General features: G+C 68.1%; 8 protein-coding genes. 5 read left to right on the top strand and 3 right to left on the bottom strand.

From position 1 onward, the window contains the following. Positions 1-198 precede the first annotated feature (198 nt). The 5 genes from WMF19_RS51310 (at position 199) to speB (ending at position 10,975) form a co-directional block, all read left to right on the top strand. On the top strand, positions 199-1,869 hold the full coding sequence (locus WMF19_RS51310) for a serine/threonine-protein kinase (protein WP_437326709.1): 1,671 nt from the start codon (positions 199-201) through the stop codon (positions 1,867-1,869). A 433-nt stretch (positions 1,870-2,302) separates the two neighbouring features. Then, a complete protein-coding gene (locus WMF19_RS51315) occupies positions 2,303-5,389 on the top strand; it encodes an AAA family ATPase (RefSeq protein ID WP_272096873.1) in 3,087 nt (1,028 codons plus the stop codon). Between the two features lie 216 nt (positions 5,390-5,605). Beyond that, positions 5,606-7,819 carry a SulP family inorganic anion transporter gene (locus WMF19_RS51320; protein WP_437326710.1) on the top strand — a complete coding sequence of 738 codons (2,214 nt, stop codon included), beginning with the start codon at positions 5,606-5,608 and terminating at the stop codon, positions 7,817-7,819. 722 nt (positions 7,820-8,541) lie between these two features. After that, positions 8,542-9,615: a polyamine ABC transporter substrate-binding protein gene (locus WMF19_RS51325; RefSeq protein WP_437326712.1), complete on the top strand. Its 1,074-nt coding sequence runs from the start codon at positions 8,542-8,544 to the stop codon at positions 9,613-9,615. 316 nt (positions 9,616-9,931) lie between these two features. Further along, a complete protein-coding gene (gene speB, locus WMF19_RS51330; RefSeq protein WP_437897037.1) occupies positions 9,932-10,975 on the top strand; it encodes an agmatinase in 1,044 nt (347 codons plus the stop codon). A 134-nt stretch (positions 10,976-11,109) separates the two neighbouring features. Here speB and WMF19_RS51335 read toward each other — a convergent pair whose 3' ends face one another. The 3 genes from WMF19_RS51335 to WMF19_RS51345 form a co-directional block, all read right to left on the bottom strand. Continuing rightward, complete coding sequence (locus WMF19_RS51335; protein ID WP_437897038.1) at positions 11,110-11,970, bottom strand: carbon-nitrogen hydrolase family protein; 861 nt, start codon at positions 11,968-11,970, stop codon at positions 11,110-11,112. 349 nt (positions 11,971-12,319) lie between these two features. Next, positions 12,320-13,831, bottom strand: coding sequence for a flavin monoamine oxidase family protein (locus WMF19_RS51340; RefSeq protein ID WP_437326716.1), 1,512 nt, complete (start codon positions 13,829-13,831; stop codon positions 12,320-12,322). An 878-nt stretch (positions 13,832-14,709) separates the two neighbouring features. Further along, positions 14,710-17,532: a TonB-dependent receptor domain-containing protein gene (locus WMF19_RS51345; RefSeq protein WP_437897039.1), complete on the bottom strand. Its 2,823-nt coding sequence runs from the start codon at positions 17,530-17,532 to the stop codon at positions 14,710-14,712. Positions 17,533-18,061 lie beyond the last annotated feature (529 nt).

Below are 18,061 nucleotides of genomic sequence, written 5' to 3' on the forward strand. Positions count from 1 at the left end.
CGTAAGCCGGAAGGTAAGCGAAAACGTAAGCCGGAACGTGCGGCGGCACGTCGACCTGAACGTTGACCAGCACGTGAACCAGTACGTAAGTCGAACGTAAGTCGAGCGTTAGGCAGCGCGTGACGGGCTCGGGGTACGCTTTCCCCGACTGCCAGCAGTGGGGGCCAGCGGGATGGGAAGGGGAAAGAGACAGAGGCCATGAGCACGGCGGAGAAGCTTTCGGACGGTGCCTCGGCCAGCGGTGAGTCCGATCCGCTGCTGGGAAAGGTCTTGAATCAGAAGTTCAAGATCCACTCCCTCCTCGCGACGGGCGGCATGGGCGTCATCTATCGCGGCGAGCAGATCGCGCTCGAGCGCCAGGTCGCGATCAAGGTCCTGACGCCCACGAACTCATCGAATCAGATCGACCCCAACTTTCATAAGCGCTTCTTCCTCGAGGCGAGCATCCTCGCCAGGCTCCAGCACCCGAACATCGTCACGGTCTTCGACTACGGCCGAGTCGAGAACATGGAGCCCGAGCGGTACTTCATGGCCATGGAGTTCCTCGAGGGCGAGACGCTCTTCCGGCGGCTGCGCAAGGCGGGCCGCCTCCCGGCGCCCGACTCGATGGGCATCGCCCGGCAGATCGCCCGCGGGCTGCGCGAGGCGCACAAGCACGGCGTGGTGCACCGCGATCTGAAGCCGTCGAACGTCATGCTCGTCCCCGGCGAGGACACCGGAGAGCTCGTCAAGATCCTCGATTTCGGCCTCGTGAAGGTGCTCGCCGACGACTCGGAGGAGCTCACGCAGCAGGGCTCGTTCCTCGGCTCACCGCGCTTCATGTCGCCGGAGCAGATCTCGCACGGCAAGGTCGATCTGCGGACGGACGTGTACTCGCTGGGCGTGATCCTCTATCAGATGCTCTGCGGGAAGGTCCCCTTCGAGGCGCAGAACTCGGTCCAGATCCTGATCGCTCACCTGCAGCAGCCCGTGCCGCGGATGAAAGAGCGCAACCCCGAGGCCGACGTGCCCGAGCCGCTCGAGGCGTTCGTGCTGCGCTGCCTGTCGAAGGATCCGGACGGCCGACCGGCCAACATGGAGGCCCTCATCCGCGGGCTCGGCGAGTGCGCGCAGGCGATGGGCCTGTCCCCGGCGTTCGGCTCGACGGGCCTCGTGACCATGGACTCCACCGGCACCGGCAGGATGCCGACGCCGATGCCGCCCGTGCGCGTGATGACGGCGATCCCCGCCAGCTCGTCGTCGCCCTCGTCGACGTCCGGCGCCACGACCTCGCAGGTGGACGACGCCTCGCTCGGCGCCGCCTCGCGCCCGGCCGACGCCGCGCCGCAGGGCCGCAAGGGCATCGTGCTCGTCGCGGTGGGCGTCCTCGCCGTCGCGGGCATCGGGGTCGCGATGTCGCAGATGCGCTCGAGCGAACCGCCGCCGGCGCCGGCCGCCGCGCAACCGGCGAAGCCGCAGGTCGCGCCGCCGCCCGCCGACGTCGGGTCGTTCGTGCTGATGGTCGAGTCCATGCCGTCCGGCGCCGAGGTGCTGGAAGACGGCAAGCCGCTCGGGAACACGCCGCTCCAGCTGTCGCTCTCGAACAGCTCCGTGCGCGCCAACCCACGCCGGCTGACCGTGCGCCACGAGGGGTACGAGCCGTACTCGATCGTCCAGGGCCCCTCCGATCAGTCTGTGCGCCTGGTCGCCACGCTCACGAAGCAGGCCGCGGCGGCGCCGACGAGCACGCCTGCCGCGCCCACGCCGCCCCCGGCCTCCCCGGCGCCCCGCCCCTACGCTGGCCGGCCGGCCGCGAGGCCCACGCCCGCTCCCGACGCTCCGCCCCCGCCCCCTTCTCCTCGGCCGCTGGATATCCAGATCGAACGATGACCCTCCAGCGCCCCACACTCCACATCGTCGTCTCCCCGTCTGTCTTCACCGCGCGGCCGCTCTGGGCGGATGTCCCCGCCGGGGTGGAGACACCTTGTTCCAGGCTTTCCGTGGGCGAGCACGCCCCGCTCGATGCGCGCGGTGCGCACGGTGCCCACGGTGACGGCGAAGGAGACGATGTGCCGCATTCTCCGGAATATGCGCAGGAGTGCGCGCACGGACACGCGCACGCTCGCCAGCCCGCGCTGCGCGAGGAACGTCAAATCCAGCGGCGAACCGGGCCCTCCCAGACCTCCCGAACCACCGCCCGAACGATCGATCGAAGATCCCGGTATTCATCCGTTCCCGCCGGCAGTAGACTCCAGGCTCTGCGTCCCGCAGACGCGCTTCCCAGGCCGATTCCAAGCGGGATCCGTTGCTGAGGAGCAAGGAAATGAACCCGCTCGTCCCCGACTTCATCATCCAGCAAGACGCTCTCGGCAACACCGAGGGCAGCTTCACGGGGGCGGTGCTGATGATCGACATCCCCGGCTTCACCGAGCTCACGGAGAAGCTGATGCAGCACGGCCGCGCGGGCGCGGAGACGCTCGCCGGCACGCTCCGGTACTACTTCGACCCGCTCATCGCAGCGGTCCACCACGCCGGGGGCTTCATCACGAACTTCGCGGGCGACGCGTTCACGGCGCTGTTCCAGGACACGCCGGACCGCAAGGTCGCCGAGTACGTGCTCGGCGCGGCGCTCGCGATGCGCGACCTGTTCGCGGAGCACCCCGAGCGCGACACGCCCTTCGGCAGCTTCCCGTTCTCGTTCCGGATGGGGCTCGCGTGGGGCTCGGTCGAGTGGGGCATCGTCCGCATCTCCCCGGAGCGCGCGTACTACCACTTCCACGGGCAGGCGCTCGCCGCGTGCGTCGCGATCGAGCGGCAAGCGCTGAAGGGCGACATCCTCCTCGACCGCGCGCTCTGCGATCGCATCCCGCCCGCGAGCGCGAAGTACCACGGCGAGGGCGTCTACAAGCTCGGCGACGTGCCGGCGCCCAGGATGCCGCAGGTCCCGAGGAACCCGCCGCGCGGCGAGGGAACCGCGTTCGTGGCGAGGGGCGTCGCGGACATGCCCCCGGAGGGCGAGTTCCGCAACGTCACGAGCGTCTTCCTCTCGTTCGAGCAGATCCCGAGCTTCGCGGAGCTCACGCGCCTCCTGCACGAGCTCTCCGAGCTCTACGGCGGCACCTTCACGGGCATCGACGCGGGCGATCTCGGCATCGCCGCGCTGATCCACTTCGGCGCCCCGATCACCCACGAGAACGACAACGATCGCGCGCTCGACTTCGCGCTGGAGCTGAAGAAGCGCGGCCTCCGGCAGATGCGCCTCCGCGCGGGGATCACGCGCGACGTCCGGTACGCCGGCTTCAACGGCGGCACCGAGCGGCACGAGTTCGCGTGCATCGGCCGCGCGACGAACCTCGCCGCGCGCCTCGTCGCGAAGGCCCCCTGGTCGGCGATCTGGGCCGACGAGCAGGTCTTCCGCGCCGGCGAGACGAGCTACCAGTGGACGACGGAGAACATCTTCCGGTTCAAGGGCTTCGATCTGCCCATCCTCGTCTACTCGCTGGAGCGCCGCCGCATCTCGGTCCAGAAGGAGTTCTACGACCTCGGCCTCATCGGCCGCGAGGCGGAGATCGAGCAGCTCGCGCGCTACGTCGGGCCGATCTTCGAGGGCAAGCCGGCCGGGATCACGTACATCGACGGCGAGCCGGGGCTCGGGAAGAGCTACCTCGTGCAGCGCTTCCGCCACCGGTGCGAGGAGCACCAGAGCGACCGGCCCTTCCTGTGGATCGACGCGCGCTGCGACCAGACGCTCCAGAGCTCGCTGAACGCGTTCGAGTTCGCGCTGAAGGAGTACTTCTGGGAGTCCTCCGCGCTCGGCAAGGAAGAGAAGCTCACGAACTTCGACGACGCGTTCGAGTACCTCCTCGAGCGCCTGCCCGAGAGCCAGGCCGCGCTGAAGCGCGAGCTCGATCGCGCGCGCTCGGTGTTCGCCGCGCTCATCGGCATCCGCTGGGAGGACTCGCCGTACGAGCGCCTGCACCCGAAGCTCCGGTACACGAGCACGCTCTCGGCGCTGAGCTTCGTCTTCCTCGCCGAGGCGTCGCTCCAGCCGGTGATCCTGCACCTCGAGGACGCCCACTGGGCCGACGAGGACTCGCTCGAGGCGGTGCGCGTGATCGCGCGCGCGTGCCGGGGGCTGCCCATCGCCATCATCTGTACGACGCGGCGCAAGGACGACGGCACCCCCGTCCGCATCCCGCTCGACCCGGGCATCTCCGAGAACGTGATCGAGCTGAAGCCGCTGCCGCGCGAGCAGCTGCTCGCGCTCGCGGTCCCGTTCTTCGGCGGCCCGATGCCGGACATGCTCGCGACGCTCCTCTGCGAGACGGCCGGCGGCAACCCGTTCTTCGCGCAGGAGATCCTCGCCTACTGGCTCGAGGACGGGCGCTACGGATCGAGCTCGAGCTCCATCTCGATCTCGAACACGTTCATGCCGCCGAAGAACGTGAACAGCCTGCTCATCTCGCGCCTCGACCGGCTCGACGCGAAGGTGAAGCAGACGATCGTCGCCGCGGCCGTCCTCGGGCGCGAGTTCGACCTGCGCGTGCTCGCGCTGATGCTCCCCGACGCCTCCGTGCTCGAGGAGCACGTGCGCATCGGCGAGGCGCAGTGCATCTGGTCGCAGATGACGGAGCGGCGCTTCCAGTTCAGCAACGCGCTCCTCCGCAACGCGGCCTACGAGATGCAGTCCCGCGCGCGGCTCCAGGAGCTCCACCGGCTCGCGGCCGAGGCGATCGAGAGCCTCTACGGCGACGACCTCGAGGACCAGCTCGTCGCGCTCGGCCGCCACTGGCGCCGCGCGGGCAAGGTGGACCACGCGCGCCGCTACTTCCTCGCGGGCGCCCGCAAGGCGGCGGCGCGCTACGCCCACGAGGAGGCGACCCGCCTCTACCGCGTCTACTTCAAGCTCTCGCCGGAGCCCACGCCCGAGAGCGTCGTCGTGCGGTACGAGTTCGCGCGCGACGTCCTCGAGGCGAGGGGGCGGTACCAGGAGGCGCGGCAGGAGCACATCCGCGTGCTCACCGACGCCCAGAAGCTCGGCGATCGCGGGTCCGAGGCGCTCGGCTTCCTCGGCCTGGGCCGCACGCACTGGGCGATGCAGCAGCCGGACGACGCGCGCACGTACTGGGAAGAGGGGCTGCGCGCCGCGCGCGAGGCGGGCAACCTGCCGGCCGAGGGGCTCACGCTCGCGAGCCTCGGGATGGCCTACGCCGTCCAGGGCCGGTACGACGCCGCCCGCACGCTCTACTCGCGCGCGATCACGGTCGAGCGGCAGATCGGGAACCGGCGCGAGGAGGCGAGGCTCCTCGGGGAGTTCGCGAAGCTGCACCGGCTGAGCGGCCACCTCGGCGAGGCGGAGGCCCTGCAGGAGCAGGCCGCTGCCATCGAGCGTGAGCTGGGGGCCTCTTGAGCCGGTGGGGGACGCTGCCGTGCCCTTCGCCCACGCGAAAGCGGCCCCGCCGTCCGACGTCGTCGCGCGCTCCCTAGATCGCGGCGCAGAGGCCCCGCCGGCCCGCGCGGCGCCGGCGTGACCCGGCCCTCGCCGCCCTGCGAATTCCGCTGACAATCGATCAAGAGGTCTCCCAAGAGCATGACACGACAGGCAACAAAGGAGTCACCTGCGCTGTTGAACGAGGAGCTCCTTGAGAAGGCGAAGCCTTCCAAGCTCATGCCCGCCGTGATCGCCGGAATGGTCTCGGGGACGCTGGTCGTCTCGTTCGATATCTCTCTTGGCGCGCTGATATTCAACCACGGGCTGGCCGATTACCTCTCGAGAGGGATCGGCATCATCCTGATCAGCTCCGTCATCGTCGGCGTGATCGTCTCCCTGCTCAGCTCCTACAAGCCGGTGATCGCCGCGCCGCAGGAGGACGCAGCCGTCATTCTCGCCTCGATGGCGGCGGCGATCACGACCGGCATCGCGCAGAAGGACCCGACGGCGAGCCCGTTCCCGACGATCGTGGCCGCCATCGCGATCACCTCGGTGGTCGCGGGCGGCTTCTTCCTGCTGCTCGGCCTCTTACGGCTCGGCATCCTGGTCCGCTTCATCCCGTACCCCGTGGCCGGCGGCTTCATCGCAGGCGCCGGCTGGCTCCTCCTCCAGGGCTCGATCTCGGTGATGTCCGGCCAGCCATCGGCGCTCGACATCTTTCCGGCCGTGGCGACGGATCCGGAGCTCTTGAAGCGGGTCCTCCCGGGCCTCGTGTTCGGCGTCCTGCTCCTCCTGGTGCTGCGGCGGTTCTCGTCGCTCCTGCTCCTCCCCGTGCTGCTCGGGGGCTCGATCGTCGTGTTCTACGTCTCGGTGGGGCTCGCCGGCGTCAGCGTGCAGCAGGTGCTCGACAGCGGCTGGCTCCTCGGCCCGTTCCCGGCCGCGTCGCTCTGGCCGCCGATCGCCGCCTCGGACCTCGGGAAGGTGGACTGGGGGGTCCTGTTCGGCAGCGCAGGCAACATGGCCGCCGTCACGATCATGGCCGCCATCACCGTGCTGCTCAGCGCGTCCGGCGTCGAGCTCGCGACGGAGCAGGAGATCGATCTCGACCGCGAGCTGCGGGCCACGGGCGTCGCGAACATCGTCACGGGCCTGTTTGGCGGCATGGTCGGCTACCTGTCGCTGGCCGAGTCGTCGATGAGCTTCAAGGCCGGCTCGAACAGCCGCGTCTCGGGGCTGGTCGCGGCGGCGATCAGCTGCGTCGTGCTCTTCGTCGGCGCCGACGCCATCCTGTACTTCCCGCGCCCCGTCCTCGGGGGCCTGATCGCCTATCTCGGGTTCCACTTCCTCATCAACACGCTCTACGAGGGCTGGTTCCGGCTGCGGCGCATCGAGTACTTCGTCATCGTGGTGATCCTCCTTGTCGTCGCCGTCCGGGGCTTCCTCGTCGGCATCGGCGTGGGGCTCGGCGTCTCGTTCATCCTCTTCGCGCTCAGCTACAGCCGCATCGAGGTGGTGCGCAACGCCATCTCCGGTCTCCACCTGCGCAGCAACGTCGCTCGCAGCGACGGCGAGGAGATGACCCTGACGGAGCGCGCCAAGCAGCTCTACGTGCTCCAGCTCCAAGGGTATATCTTCTTCGGGACGGCGTACAATCTCCTCTCGACCGCCCAGCAGCGCATCCAGAGCGACGACGGCGAGGTGCGCTATCTGCTCCTCGACTTCCGCCACGTCAACGGCATCGACTCGTCCGCCATCGCGAGCTTCCTCCGGCTCCGCAGGCTCGCCAAGGCGAACGGCGTCAAGCTCTTCTTCACGGAGGTGCGTGTGGACATCCGCAATCACCTCGAGCGGGGTGAGGTCTTCGTCCGCGACGGCGACGACGTCTGCCAGATCTACCCGGATCTGGATCGAGGCCTCGAGGCGTGTGAGAAGGACATCATCGCGGAGGCGCCGCCCAGCATGCTGCCGCCTCCGATGCTGTTCTACGATCTCCAGGACGTATTCGGCGGTCGCGATGAAATGCTGCGTTTTCTCGGCTACCTCGAGCGCGTGGAGCTCCCGGATGGGTTCGATCTGTTCCGGGCCGGAGATGTCTCGAAGGAGCTCTACCTCATCGAGAGCGGAGAGCTCACGGCCTGGCTCGAGATCGACGGGAAGAAGGTGAAGCGGCTCCGCACGATGGGGCCGGGGTCGGTCGTCGGCGAGTCCGGGCTCTACATGGGAGAGAAGCGGTCGGCGACGGTCACCGCCAGCCGGCAGTCCACGCTCTACCGGCTCTCGGAGGAGGCGCTGCAGCGAATGACGGCGGAGGCGCCCGAGCTGGCCGCGGCCTTCCATCACAACGTGGTCACGCTGCTGGCCCGGAGGATCGTGCACTCGACGGGGCCCGTTAAATCGCTGTTCAATTAGGCTCGATCGGATCGGCCTGGAGTGTTGCGTTCCCGTGGAGACTCGCTTGCAGCATGGTGCGACGGCAGGACGCCTCTCGCCGGTGCGCGCCGCGCGCCGGGGGGCCGACGTGCCCGCTCTTCAATGCTGCACGCGTGAGCACCTGGATCCGGCCGATCCGATCGAGCACGACGCGCACGATGCGCATGATCACCGAGCGCAGCCTGCGAGCATTGCGGTCCTGTGTTCCGGTCGCGTCGAAACATGCATTGCCGTGCCGCGCGCCGTTTCACCTGGGAGAGAACAATCCCGTGTAATCGCTATCCCAGAGGCGCGCGGATGCGCGGCGAACACACATTTGAATGCAATTTCGACGATCTCTTTCGGATTCAGAGCCACGAAATGTACGATTCGCCTAAGCTTGCGAACAGTCGTGGTTTCGCTCCCAATGAGAAGGCCAGTCGTGTTGCTTACTGCGCATCACATTTCCCTTGACAAGGGGACGCTCGCTTGCAATCCACGAACCCCAGGGTTGCGGCCGGGGCTGCCCGGCGTCCCGCGCGCGTCCTACCGGCCGATGGGGGCCTCGGTCCGCAGACGCGCTCCGGTGGTTGGCGCTCCCGGAGATCTCAGAGGCCAGCATCGCGCCAGCGAACCCCCGCAGGCCTGTCCGCCTTGAGCAGCTGGAGAAAGGACAACTTATGCAAACTCAACGTCGACCCCTGATGGTATTAGCCATTCTGTTGGGTGTCCTATCGGTCGCCGCCTGCGGCAAAGATAAGGCTCCTGCTGAAGCACGTGCAGAGTCGGGCGCGAAGGAACCTGCAGCTCAGCCCTCCGAGCTCAGCGTCCTCATCTTCCCGAACTACCTGGACGACAAGAGCATCAAGGACTTCGAGACGCAGAACAACGCCCGTCTGCGGCTCACGATCTACGACTCCACCGAGGAGATGGAGAGCAAGCTCGCCTATGCGGGCGCCGACGCGCAGTACGACGTCGTCGTGATGGCGGCCCACGCCAGCGGGCGGCTCGCGCGCCGCGGGCTCATCCGCCCCCTGGATCACGCCCTGCTCCCCAACCTCAAGAACCTCGAGTCGCGGTTCTCGGGCCCGAACTTCGACGAGAACAATAAGTATTCTATCCCCTACCAGTGGGGCACTGTCGCGATCATCTACAACAAGAAGAAGATCCCGAACATGGATCCGACGTGGGGCGTGCTCTTCGACGCCCAGAAGACGCCGGGGACGTTCGTGCTGATCGACGAGATGCGGGACATGGTCGGCGCGGCGCTGAAGTACAAGGGTTTTTCCAGCAACACGTCGAAGCCCGAAGAGATCCGGGAGGCCGGGCGCATCCTCAAGGAGGCCAAGAGCAATCCGAAGTGCCTCGGCTTCAAGGGCGGCATCGGCGCGACGCAGGACGTGAAGGGCGGCTCCGTCGACATGGCGGTCGTCTGGAACGGGGACGCGCAGAAGGTGGTCTGGGAGGACAAGGATCGCCTCGCCCTCGTCATTCCGAAGGAAGGCTCCGTGATCTGGGTCGACGTGATGACCGTGCCGACCAAGTCGCCCCACCCCGAGCTGGCCCACAAGTTCATCAATTACATGCTGACCCCCGAGGGCGGCGCGCAGCTCTCGATGATGACGAAGTACGCGACCCCGAACAGCGCCTCGCAGGCCCAGCTGCCGGTCGAAGATCGGACGAACCAGCTCATCTATCCGACGGGCGACCTGGCGACCCGCCTGGAGGCCCATCGTGATCTCGGTGAGGCGGCCAAGCTCTACGACGAGGTCTGGGCGGCCGTGAAATCGAACTGACCGCGAGGCAATGGCGCCAACGAGGTGTTCAGCCTCAGATCACGGCGATGCCAATGCTGCGCGACGCGCCGGTGTCGAGCGCACGCCCGAGCTGGAATCCGGGCCGCTGCGCAGAGTCCCTGGCAAAACTGAATGCTTCGTTGCAATCGACGTGTCACTCTGGCGCGGCGCTCCTCTCGCCGACGCGTCCCCGACGCGTGAGCGATGAGCCCGGCTGGAGCGCACGGCGTAGCAGCTCGCTGCCACCGGAGCGCACCGCGCCGAAGGCGCCCGACGCGACGAGGTGGAGTGCGTCGATCTGAACGTAAGGACCCCCATGGAAGATCATCGCTCCAAGACCACTCCTCGCGCGAGAGGCATGATCGTCGACAACGCGTTCACGGCCGATAGCCTCTATGGCGTCCGGCGCGAGCCGACCTACAGCGGCGCGCTCTCCTTCCTGCGTCGCAAGTACACGCGCGATCTGATCGGCGTCGATGTGGCGGTCACCGGCATCCCGCTCGACACGGCGACCAGCAACCGTCCAGGGACGCGCTTCGGTCCGCGCGCGGTGAGGGAGGCCTCGGCGCAGCTCGCGTGGAACCGCCCTTACGGCTACGAGTTCGACCCGCTCGACCGGCTCGCCGTTGTCGACTATGGCGACTGCGTCTGGGATTACGGGCGTCCGGAGGAGAGCCCCGTCGCCATCGAGGAGCACATCGGCCGCATCCTCGACGCCGGGGTGACGCCCCTCTCGATCGGGGGGGATCATTTCGTGAGCTACCCGATCCTGCGCGCCGTGTCCAAGCGCCGCGGCAAGCTCTCGCTGATCCATTTCGACGCTCACTCCGACACGTGGAGCGACGAGGTCGGATCGGGGCGGGTCGATCACGGCACCATGTTCTTCCACGCGGCGCGGGAGGGCCTCGTGGAGCCCAGCCGCTCGGCGCAGATAGGGCTCCGCACCTACAACGCCGATACGCTCGGCTTCCAGGTGCTCGACGCGCCCTGGGTTCATCGCCATGGCGCGAGGGCGGTGATCGAGCACGTGCGTAACATCGTCGGGGACCACGAGGTTTACCTGACGTTCGACATCGACTTCCTCGATCCGAGCTTCGCGCCCGGCACCGGCACGCCGGTCTGCGGGGGGATGTCGACCGCGGTCGCGCTGGAGATCCTGCGTGGGCTCCAGGGCATCGCGCTCGTCGGCATGGACGTCGTGGAGGTCGCGCCCGCGTACGACGTGGGTGAGATCACGGCGCTCGCGGGGGCGACCATCGCCCACGAGGGGCTCGGGCTCATCGCGTGCCGGCCTGGCGTTCAGAAGGCAAGGGAGCCGTCCGAGAAAGCAAGGGAGCCGGCCGAGGGAGAGCGGCGTTAGAGCGGCGGTCACCCGCTTCGGATACGGGCCCATCTCGTCGTTTTCGGTGCTCAGCGCACCGGAGTGCGCTTCCGCGCCGAAAACGACGATCTGGGCCCGTCTCCTGTGCGGGTGACCGCCGCTCTGCGTCGGCTCTACGAGCGTGTCTGGCGGCGCGGAGCCCGCGCTCGGTACGGCGCGAACACCGCTTCTGGCGAGTCTTCGGTGAACTGGCGGAGCACGCGGTTCAGCCCGCGTGTGCCGTGCGCGCGGACCGTCTGGACGCGGTCGAGATCGAGCACCTCCCCGAGGTACTCCTCCCCGGAGCCGCCCAGGAAGAGGACGCGGCCCTCGGGATCGACCGCGATGGAGCGCCCGCCGCCGATCTCCACCGCGGCGTTCACGTTCACCACGTAACACTGGTTCTCGATCGCGCGGGCGCGGGCGAGCACGAGCTCCTCCTCGCGATCCGGCGTCGTGGTGAGCGTCGGGTGCAGGATCACCTCGGCGCCGCGCAGCGCCAGGCCGCGCGCGACCTCGGGATACCAGCCGTCGTAACAGATCATGAGCCCGAGCCGGCCGACGCGCGGGATGTCGAACACGGGCGCGGGCTCATCGCCCGGCGCACAGGTCTCGAAGGGCATCCAGGGATAGAGCTTGCGGTACCGCGCGATGAGCTTGCCGCTCGGCGAGAAGACGAGCGCGGTATTGTGCAGCTTGTCGCCCGCGCGCTCGTAGATCGACCCGGCGCAGAGCCACCTCCCGGCCCTGCGCGCGATCGCGCCGAGCCGCCTCGTGAGCGGCCCCGGGATCGGCTGGGCGAGCTCGTGCGACGGGGAAGTGTGGCGGAACGGGTGGTCCCCCGTGAGCCACAGCTCGGGAAACAGGTAGAGCTGCGCCTCGGGGAACGAGACCCCCAGCGTCTGTACCTCGCGCTCGAGCTTCTCGAGCGTCGCAGCAGGGTCGCCGGGCACGGGCCGGGACTGGACTCCGATGATGTGGAGGAGGCGAGCCATACCAGCGATGTTATACCCCCCTCTGCGGCGCATAGGCATTAACCAAGCTTCGCGCCGCGTTCTCCTACATCCGAACGTCTACGTTTACGTTTACGTTTACGTGGTCGTGGTCGTGGTCGTGGTCGTGGTCGTCAACGGTAGGTCGTGAACGACCACGACCACGACCACGACCACGACCACGACCACGTTCACGTCCACGTTCACGTGGGTGACCGATGGTGGGGGGCGGGGCGCGGGCTTCGTGCCCTGAGCGTGACCGAACGAGCTTGGTTAACGCCGATGCCCTCTGCGGCGCGCGTCCGGCGGGGCTCCGTGAACGTCGCGCCGGGCGGGCGCGTGGCGAGCTCGCTCAGGTGGTCGGCTCGATCGACCCGCGCGCTGCCGCGATCACCTCGGCGGTGGCGAAGTGCGCCGACTCGAGGGCCCCTTGCGCCCAGCCCGTGTAGAGGCACGTGTGATCGCCGGCGAAGACGACGCGCCCTTCCCCGCGCTGGAGATCCGCGATCAGGTCGGTCTGATCAGGCCGGAACGCGGGCCAGCCGCCTCGCGTGTACGGCTGGTGGTGCCACGAGAACGACAGCCCCTTCTGGAAGTACTCCCGGGCTTTCGGGAAGAACGACTCCATCGTCTTGAGCCCGAACTCGATGCGATCGGCCGCGGTGGGCAGCTCGTCGAGCGCCGCGGCGTTGCGGTCCTGCACGTACGCCGTGAGGATGCCGGAGGTGCCCGGCTGGAGCGAGGTCAGGTCCCACAAACGCTCGATGGGCGTGGTCGTGCAGGCCGCGAGCAGCCCGATGATGCCCTCATCCGCCCAGAACCGGTGCGAGAACTGGAAGTTGAGGCGGGTGACGGTGAACATCGGGATCTCCGACGCGGCGCGGTGCTTGGGGCCGGAGAGCGGCGGGTCGAACGCGACCTCGAGCAGGATGCGGTGGGGGAGCGCGCACACCACGAAGTCACCCTCGATCGTCTCGGGGTCCCCGTTCCTGAGGAACTCGACGGTCACGCCGTCCTCGCGGGAGATCACCCGCTGCACATGGGCCCCCTTGAGGATGCGATCGCCGAGATCGTCGGCGAACGCGGTGGTCAGGCGGTCGTTCCCGCCGGCGATCGCGTAGGTGTGGAACCACTTGGCGTCGAGCCGCTGGTTCGCCGACCAGGCGAGGCCGCTGAACATCTCGATCTCCGTGCCCTCGTACGCGCGGCAGATCTCCCTCGCGGCGTGCGAGGCCCCGGTGCGGTCCAGGCTGCGGTAGAACGTCTCGCCCGAGAAGTCCTTGCGGACGGTCGCCGGTGGCCACTGCGTGTCCCGCGGGTCTCCGATCACCGAGAACGCCTTCGCCGCGAGCTGCAGGTTGAGGGACTCAGCGTCGATGTCCCGCTCTTCCGGAGTGAGCGGAAAGTCAGCAGGATAGTGCGCCTTGCCCCGGGACGTGCTCAGGAAGCGATGGCCCATGACGTAGTACAGCTGCGTCGCGTCGAGCGGATACTCGAGGATCTCCAGCCCGAAGTGGCGCGCATAGGCGAGCGTGAGGACGTGGGTGTCGGCGATCCGGGTGACGCCGAGCTCGGCGTGCTGGTCGCCGAAGTGGTTCCGGAGCGTGTAGAAGCGGCCGCCCACACGGTCATTCCGCTCGAGGATGATCGGGTCGAACCCGGCCTTCCGCAGCGACCATGCGGTGCACAGCCCTGAGATCCCGCCGCCGAGCACGATGACGCGGCGCCCGCCGCCGACGCTCGGCCATTCAGGTAGAGTGTCCCACAGCCGGGGCAGCATCTCCCCTGCCGCCGCGAGACGACGCCGGTCGTAGACGGATGCGAACGATTGCTCGGGGACATCGATCGGGCGGTCGGACAGCATGGACCTCTTGCTCGGGCTGGCTGACGATGGTCAGGTTGGCAAAAACGCCGTCAAGATGGCGCGCCGCGGGCGGAATACCCGACGCGCGCTCCTCTCGTGACCTAGGGGTCGGCGCGAAAATCGGCGCCCATCGCTCTCCTGGTCGCTCCTGGTCGAGGCGCGATCCGCCGAGCGGCGCGCCCGTTGTTCCGCCGTCGCTCCGGACCGCGCGCGCCATGTGCCGCGTGATCCGAGGTCGAGGAGCAGATATTCACGAGTGATCATGATGGACAAGCGATGTTTTGCTTTCAAGCAAAATCATGACCGCGCCGATCGCCACAAAAGGTGCGGGCGTCCGATGATGTGGTCACTTGGTCTCGGTTACGGGTCTCGGTTACGGGTCTTGGTTACGTTGGTTACGTTGGTCACGTCGGTTCGGTGGCCGCGCACCGCCGGATCGCCGCTTTGTCGACGACGGCCATGAGGCGAGCGCACCGCTCCACACCATCGCGCCTCGATCGTGGACTGCGGAGGATCGTGCGTGATTTGCGCCCCGGCGCACGATTTGCGTCGGGCAAGGAAGTGTCCGAGAGCGCTGCATAACGCGCGAGGCCGGTCCAGGCGCTGAGTTCACGCGAGGTGTTGAATTCGAGCGTGGCGCGAACCGCGTGCAGCGGTGGAGCTCCTGCCAGAGTGGAATGGTGCAGCGGGTGTGGCTTGCGCCGCGCCTGGAATGGATGAGGTCGCCATAACGACGACGCTCGATGGCCCGCGGGGCGCGAGGCCAGGCGCTGCGCTGGCCACCCTGCGCGGCGATCGAGCAGGGCGGCGCGGGGCGGAGCGCCGAGAGGTGATGGGCGTGAGGTGGAGAGCGAGCGGCCAGGACGGCCGCGCGATGATCAGAAGTTCAGGTTGGCCGAGAGGAGGAAGGTGCGGCCTGCCTGCGGCATCCTGGTCGCCGTGAACTGGGGCGAGATGGGGGCCTCGTACTCCCAGTCCGCGACGTTGTAGACGCCCATGTTGTAGCGGAGGCCGGCCACGTCCGCCTGACCGGAGAGGACGACGTCCCAGATCACCGCGGGATCGGTCTCCGTCAGGGTCTTGTCGAGGCGCGACGACTCGACCGTGAGGCGCGTCGACAGCATCAGGGCCTTTCCGAACAGCGGCACGGTCCCCTTGACGGCGGCCATGTGCTCCGGCGAGTTGGGCACCTTCTTGAGCACCTCGTCGACGTCTCCTTCCCTGAGGTACCTCGCCCGTGAATAGGAGTAGGAGACAGAGGCCATCCAGCCCTGGCGCCACTCGCGGCGCAGCTCGGCCTCCGCGCCCATCACGAGGATCGGATCCTTGGTGTTGTCGTACCTCCCCGGCACCTCCAGCGTGAATTCGCCGGTCTGCGCGATCATGTCGGTCATGTAGTTCACGTACCCCGCGCCGAGCAGGGACAGCGTGGACGAGAGCCGGTGCGTGAACTCGACCTCTCCCGAGAGCACGCTCTCGGGACCGATCCGCTCTTCGTCCGACTCCTTTGGATCGTACCCCGGATTGAAGTTGCTCGAGGGCACCGTCAGGAAGAGCTCGTAGATGGGCGGAGCGCGGAACGCGCGGCCGCCGGTGACCTTCAGGTTGCCCCCTTCGTAGGGCTTGAGGACGAGCGCGATACGCGGGCTGATCCCGGAGTTGAAGCTGAGGCCGTCCTTTCCATAGTTGTAGTAATCGATACGAGCGCCCGCGGAGACGCGGATGCGGTCGGACGGTACGAAGTCGACAACGCCGTAGCCGGCGAGGATCTGGTAAGGATGCGAGTCGAACAGATCCTCGTTGTCGGGGTCGAGGCCGCCGACGGGCAGGACGAGCTCGTCGATGCACGGAGTAACACCGCACCGGTTCTCCTCGATGCGCTGCCTGCCGAGCAAGTGTATCTGGCCCTCGGCGCCGACGGTGACCTTCAGCTCGCGGAGCGGTGAGACCTCGAAGCGCTGATCCGCGAGCAGCCACGTGTCCTGGTACTGCTCGACGTCATGGGTCGTCTCCGTCCCGGCGTCGACCAGCCACAGCGTGTCATCGTAGAGCTGCATGTCGACGCCCACGCGGGTCGTCATCGAGAAGCTATCGGAGAACCGCGGCGAGAACGTGAGCTCGGCGAACCCGCGCCTGTCGCGGTAGAACGTCCTGTCGTCGCCGACGATGGTGTAGTTGGCGCCGCTCGGGAGCGCCTTCTTGCGCTCGTTGTAGGACACCTGCGCCGAGAGGGACTTGTACCAGAGCCGCCCCTGGACCGTCCCGACATTGAAGTGGTCCGCGTCGCGGGAGTTGGCGTCCCCGTCCTTCCACTTGTCCTCGAGTCCGGTCGGGATCGGCAGGTAGTAGTCTCGCCCTTGGCCGTGGCCGCCGGCGACCGACAGCCACATGCCGGAGTCGCGCCCGAAGGGCACCTGCACCTGGGCGCGGCCCCGGATGAAGCCGTGCTGCGCCGCGCCCACGCCGACGCCCGCGCCGAACGACGTCGGGCGGCCCTTGGTCACGATGTTGATGACGCCGACGAACGCGCCCGTACCGTAGAGCAGCGAGCCCGGGCCACGGACGACCTCGATCCGCTCGACGTCCTCCAGGTCGGTGCGCGCCGCTTGATCGGCGAAGGCGAGGCCGTCCCACGTGTCGTTGATCGAGTGCCCGTTGAGCAGGACGAGCACGCGGTTGCTGTAGTCGCCGGGGATGCTGATCCCGCGGATGCCGACCCAGGAGTAGGTGCCGTCGTACGTCGTGTAGACGCCGCGCATGCCCCTCAAGGCCTCTGCGACGGTCGGATACCCCATCGCGCGGAGCTCCTGGCCCGAGATGATCGTGACCGAGCCGGGCGCGTCCTCGACGGCCTCTGCCGTACGCGACGCGGCCTCGACCTCCTCGAGCTGCCGGAGGGAGATGTCGATTCGGGTCTGCTGTCCGGCCACCACGTTGGCTGACTGCTCGACGGGGCGGAAGCCGCGCAGCGAGACGCGCACGCGGCGCTGGCCGCTCTGCACGTTGAGGACCGCGGGCGTGAAGCCCATCGGCTTTCCGTCGACCTCGACGAGCGCGTCGCGCTCGTCCGCGTTGACGACGAGGCTGCCGGTGAGCGGGTTGAGCCGGTAACGCGCGGTCACCGTGCTCGCGGCCGCCACGTTCACGTCCTGCTCTGACGGCTGATAACCCTCCTGCGCAAGGTAGAGGCGGTGCCGGCCCGGAGGCAGCGTGAGATCGCACGGCGCGGTGCACGCCGGAGGGCCGCTCGCGTCGTTGACCCGCACAACGGTGCCCGCCGTCTCACCGACCACGCGCACCGTGCCGACGATGCGCTTCAGCTTGACCGCGACGTTCGTTTGCTCGCCGATCTTCGCCTCGACGTTCTCGACCTCCGCCGGCTCATACCCCTCGAGGTCGACGATGATCTTGTGCTTGCCGGGCTGGAAGCCGAGGAGGCGGGGCGTGTTGCCACGGCCGCCGAGATCGCGACGGTTGATATACACCGTCGCTCCCGGCGGATCCGTCGTCACGTTGATGACGGCGACGTTGGGCCGGATGCGCGCGAGCGCCTCCTCGATGGCCGGCCTGCGCGCGGCGTTGGGCTCGAGATCGAGCGCCTGAACATAGTAGCGAAATGCGTCTGGATACTCCTGGAGAGCCTCGTAAGTTCGGGCGATGTTGAAGATGACGTTTCGGTTCGGGACGAGCCGGTTCGACACCAGGAAGTGCTCCAGGGCGCCTCGGTAGTCACGCGCCGAATAGCGCTCCGTGGCGATCCTGAAGTGCAGATCGGCCTCATCGGCCAGATCATCCGCCCAGGCAGGCCGACCGGAGAATGTGAGGAGTGCTACGAGTATGAGTAGGAGTGCGGAGCGACGAAAGCTCATCTTTCGATCTCGATTCCCAACGGTCGAAGTGGAGCGCAAAGCGCCGTCCGCCGGGTCCAGCCGTCACGCAAAGACCCGGCGAGCTTGGGACGAAACAGCCGCATTGCCGGGTCAGCTTACCGTAAGCCGTCAGCCGATCCAACCTGTTCGCACAGGCGGCCGAGGACCTCACGCCCGCGTGGACGCCGCTGTGTAGGCTCCCTGCGCGGAGCGCATGACAGAGTGAGCAGAGCCCGGGGCGGCGCGCGGTCCGGGCTCGGCGCCCCGCAGGAGACGCGGTCAGGCAAGCGCTCGAGCTCGGCGCCCCGGTGCCGGGCTGCGCGCGAGCCCGAGGGAGCCCGAGGGAGATGGAGCGCTGGTC

It is taken from the genome of Sorangium sp. So ce124 (assembly GCF_051525235.1).
Taxonomy (GTDB): domain Bacteria; phylum Myxococcota_A; class Polyangia; order Polyangiales; family Polyangiaceae; genus Sorangium; species Sorangium atrum.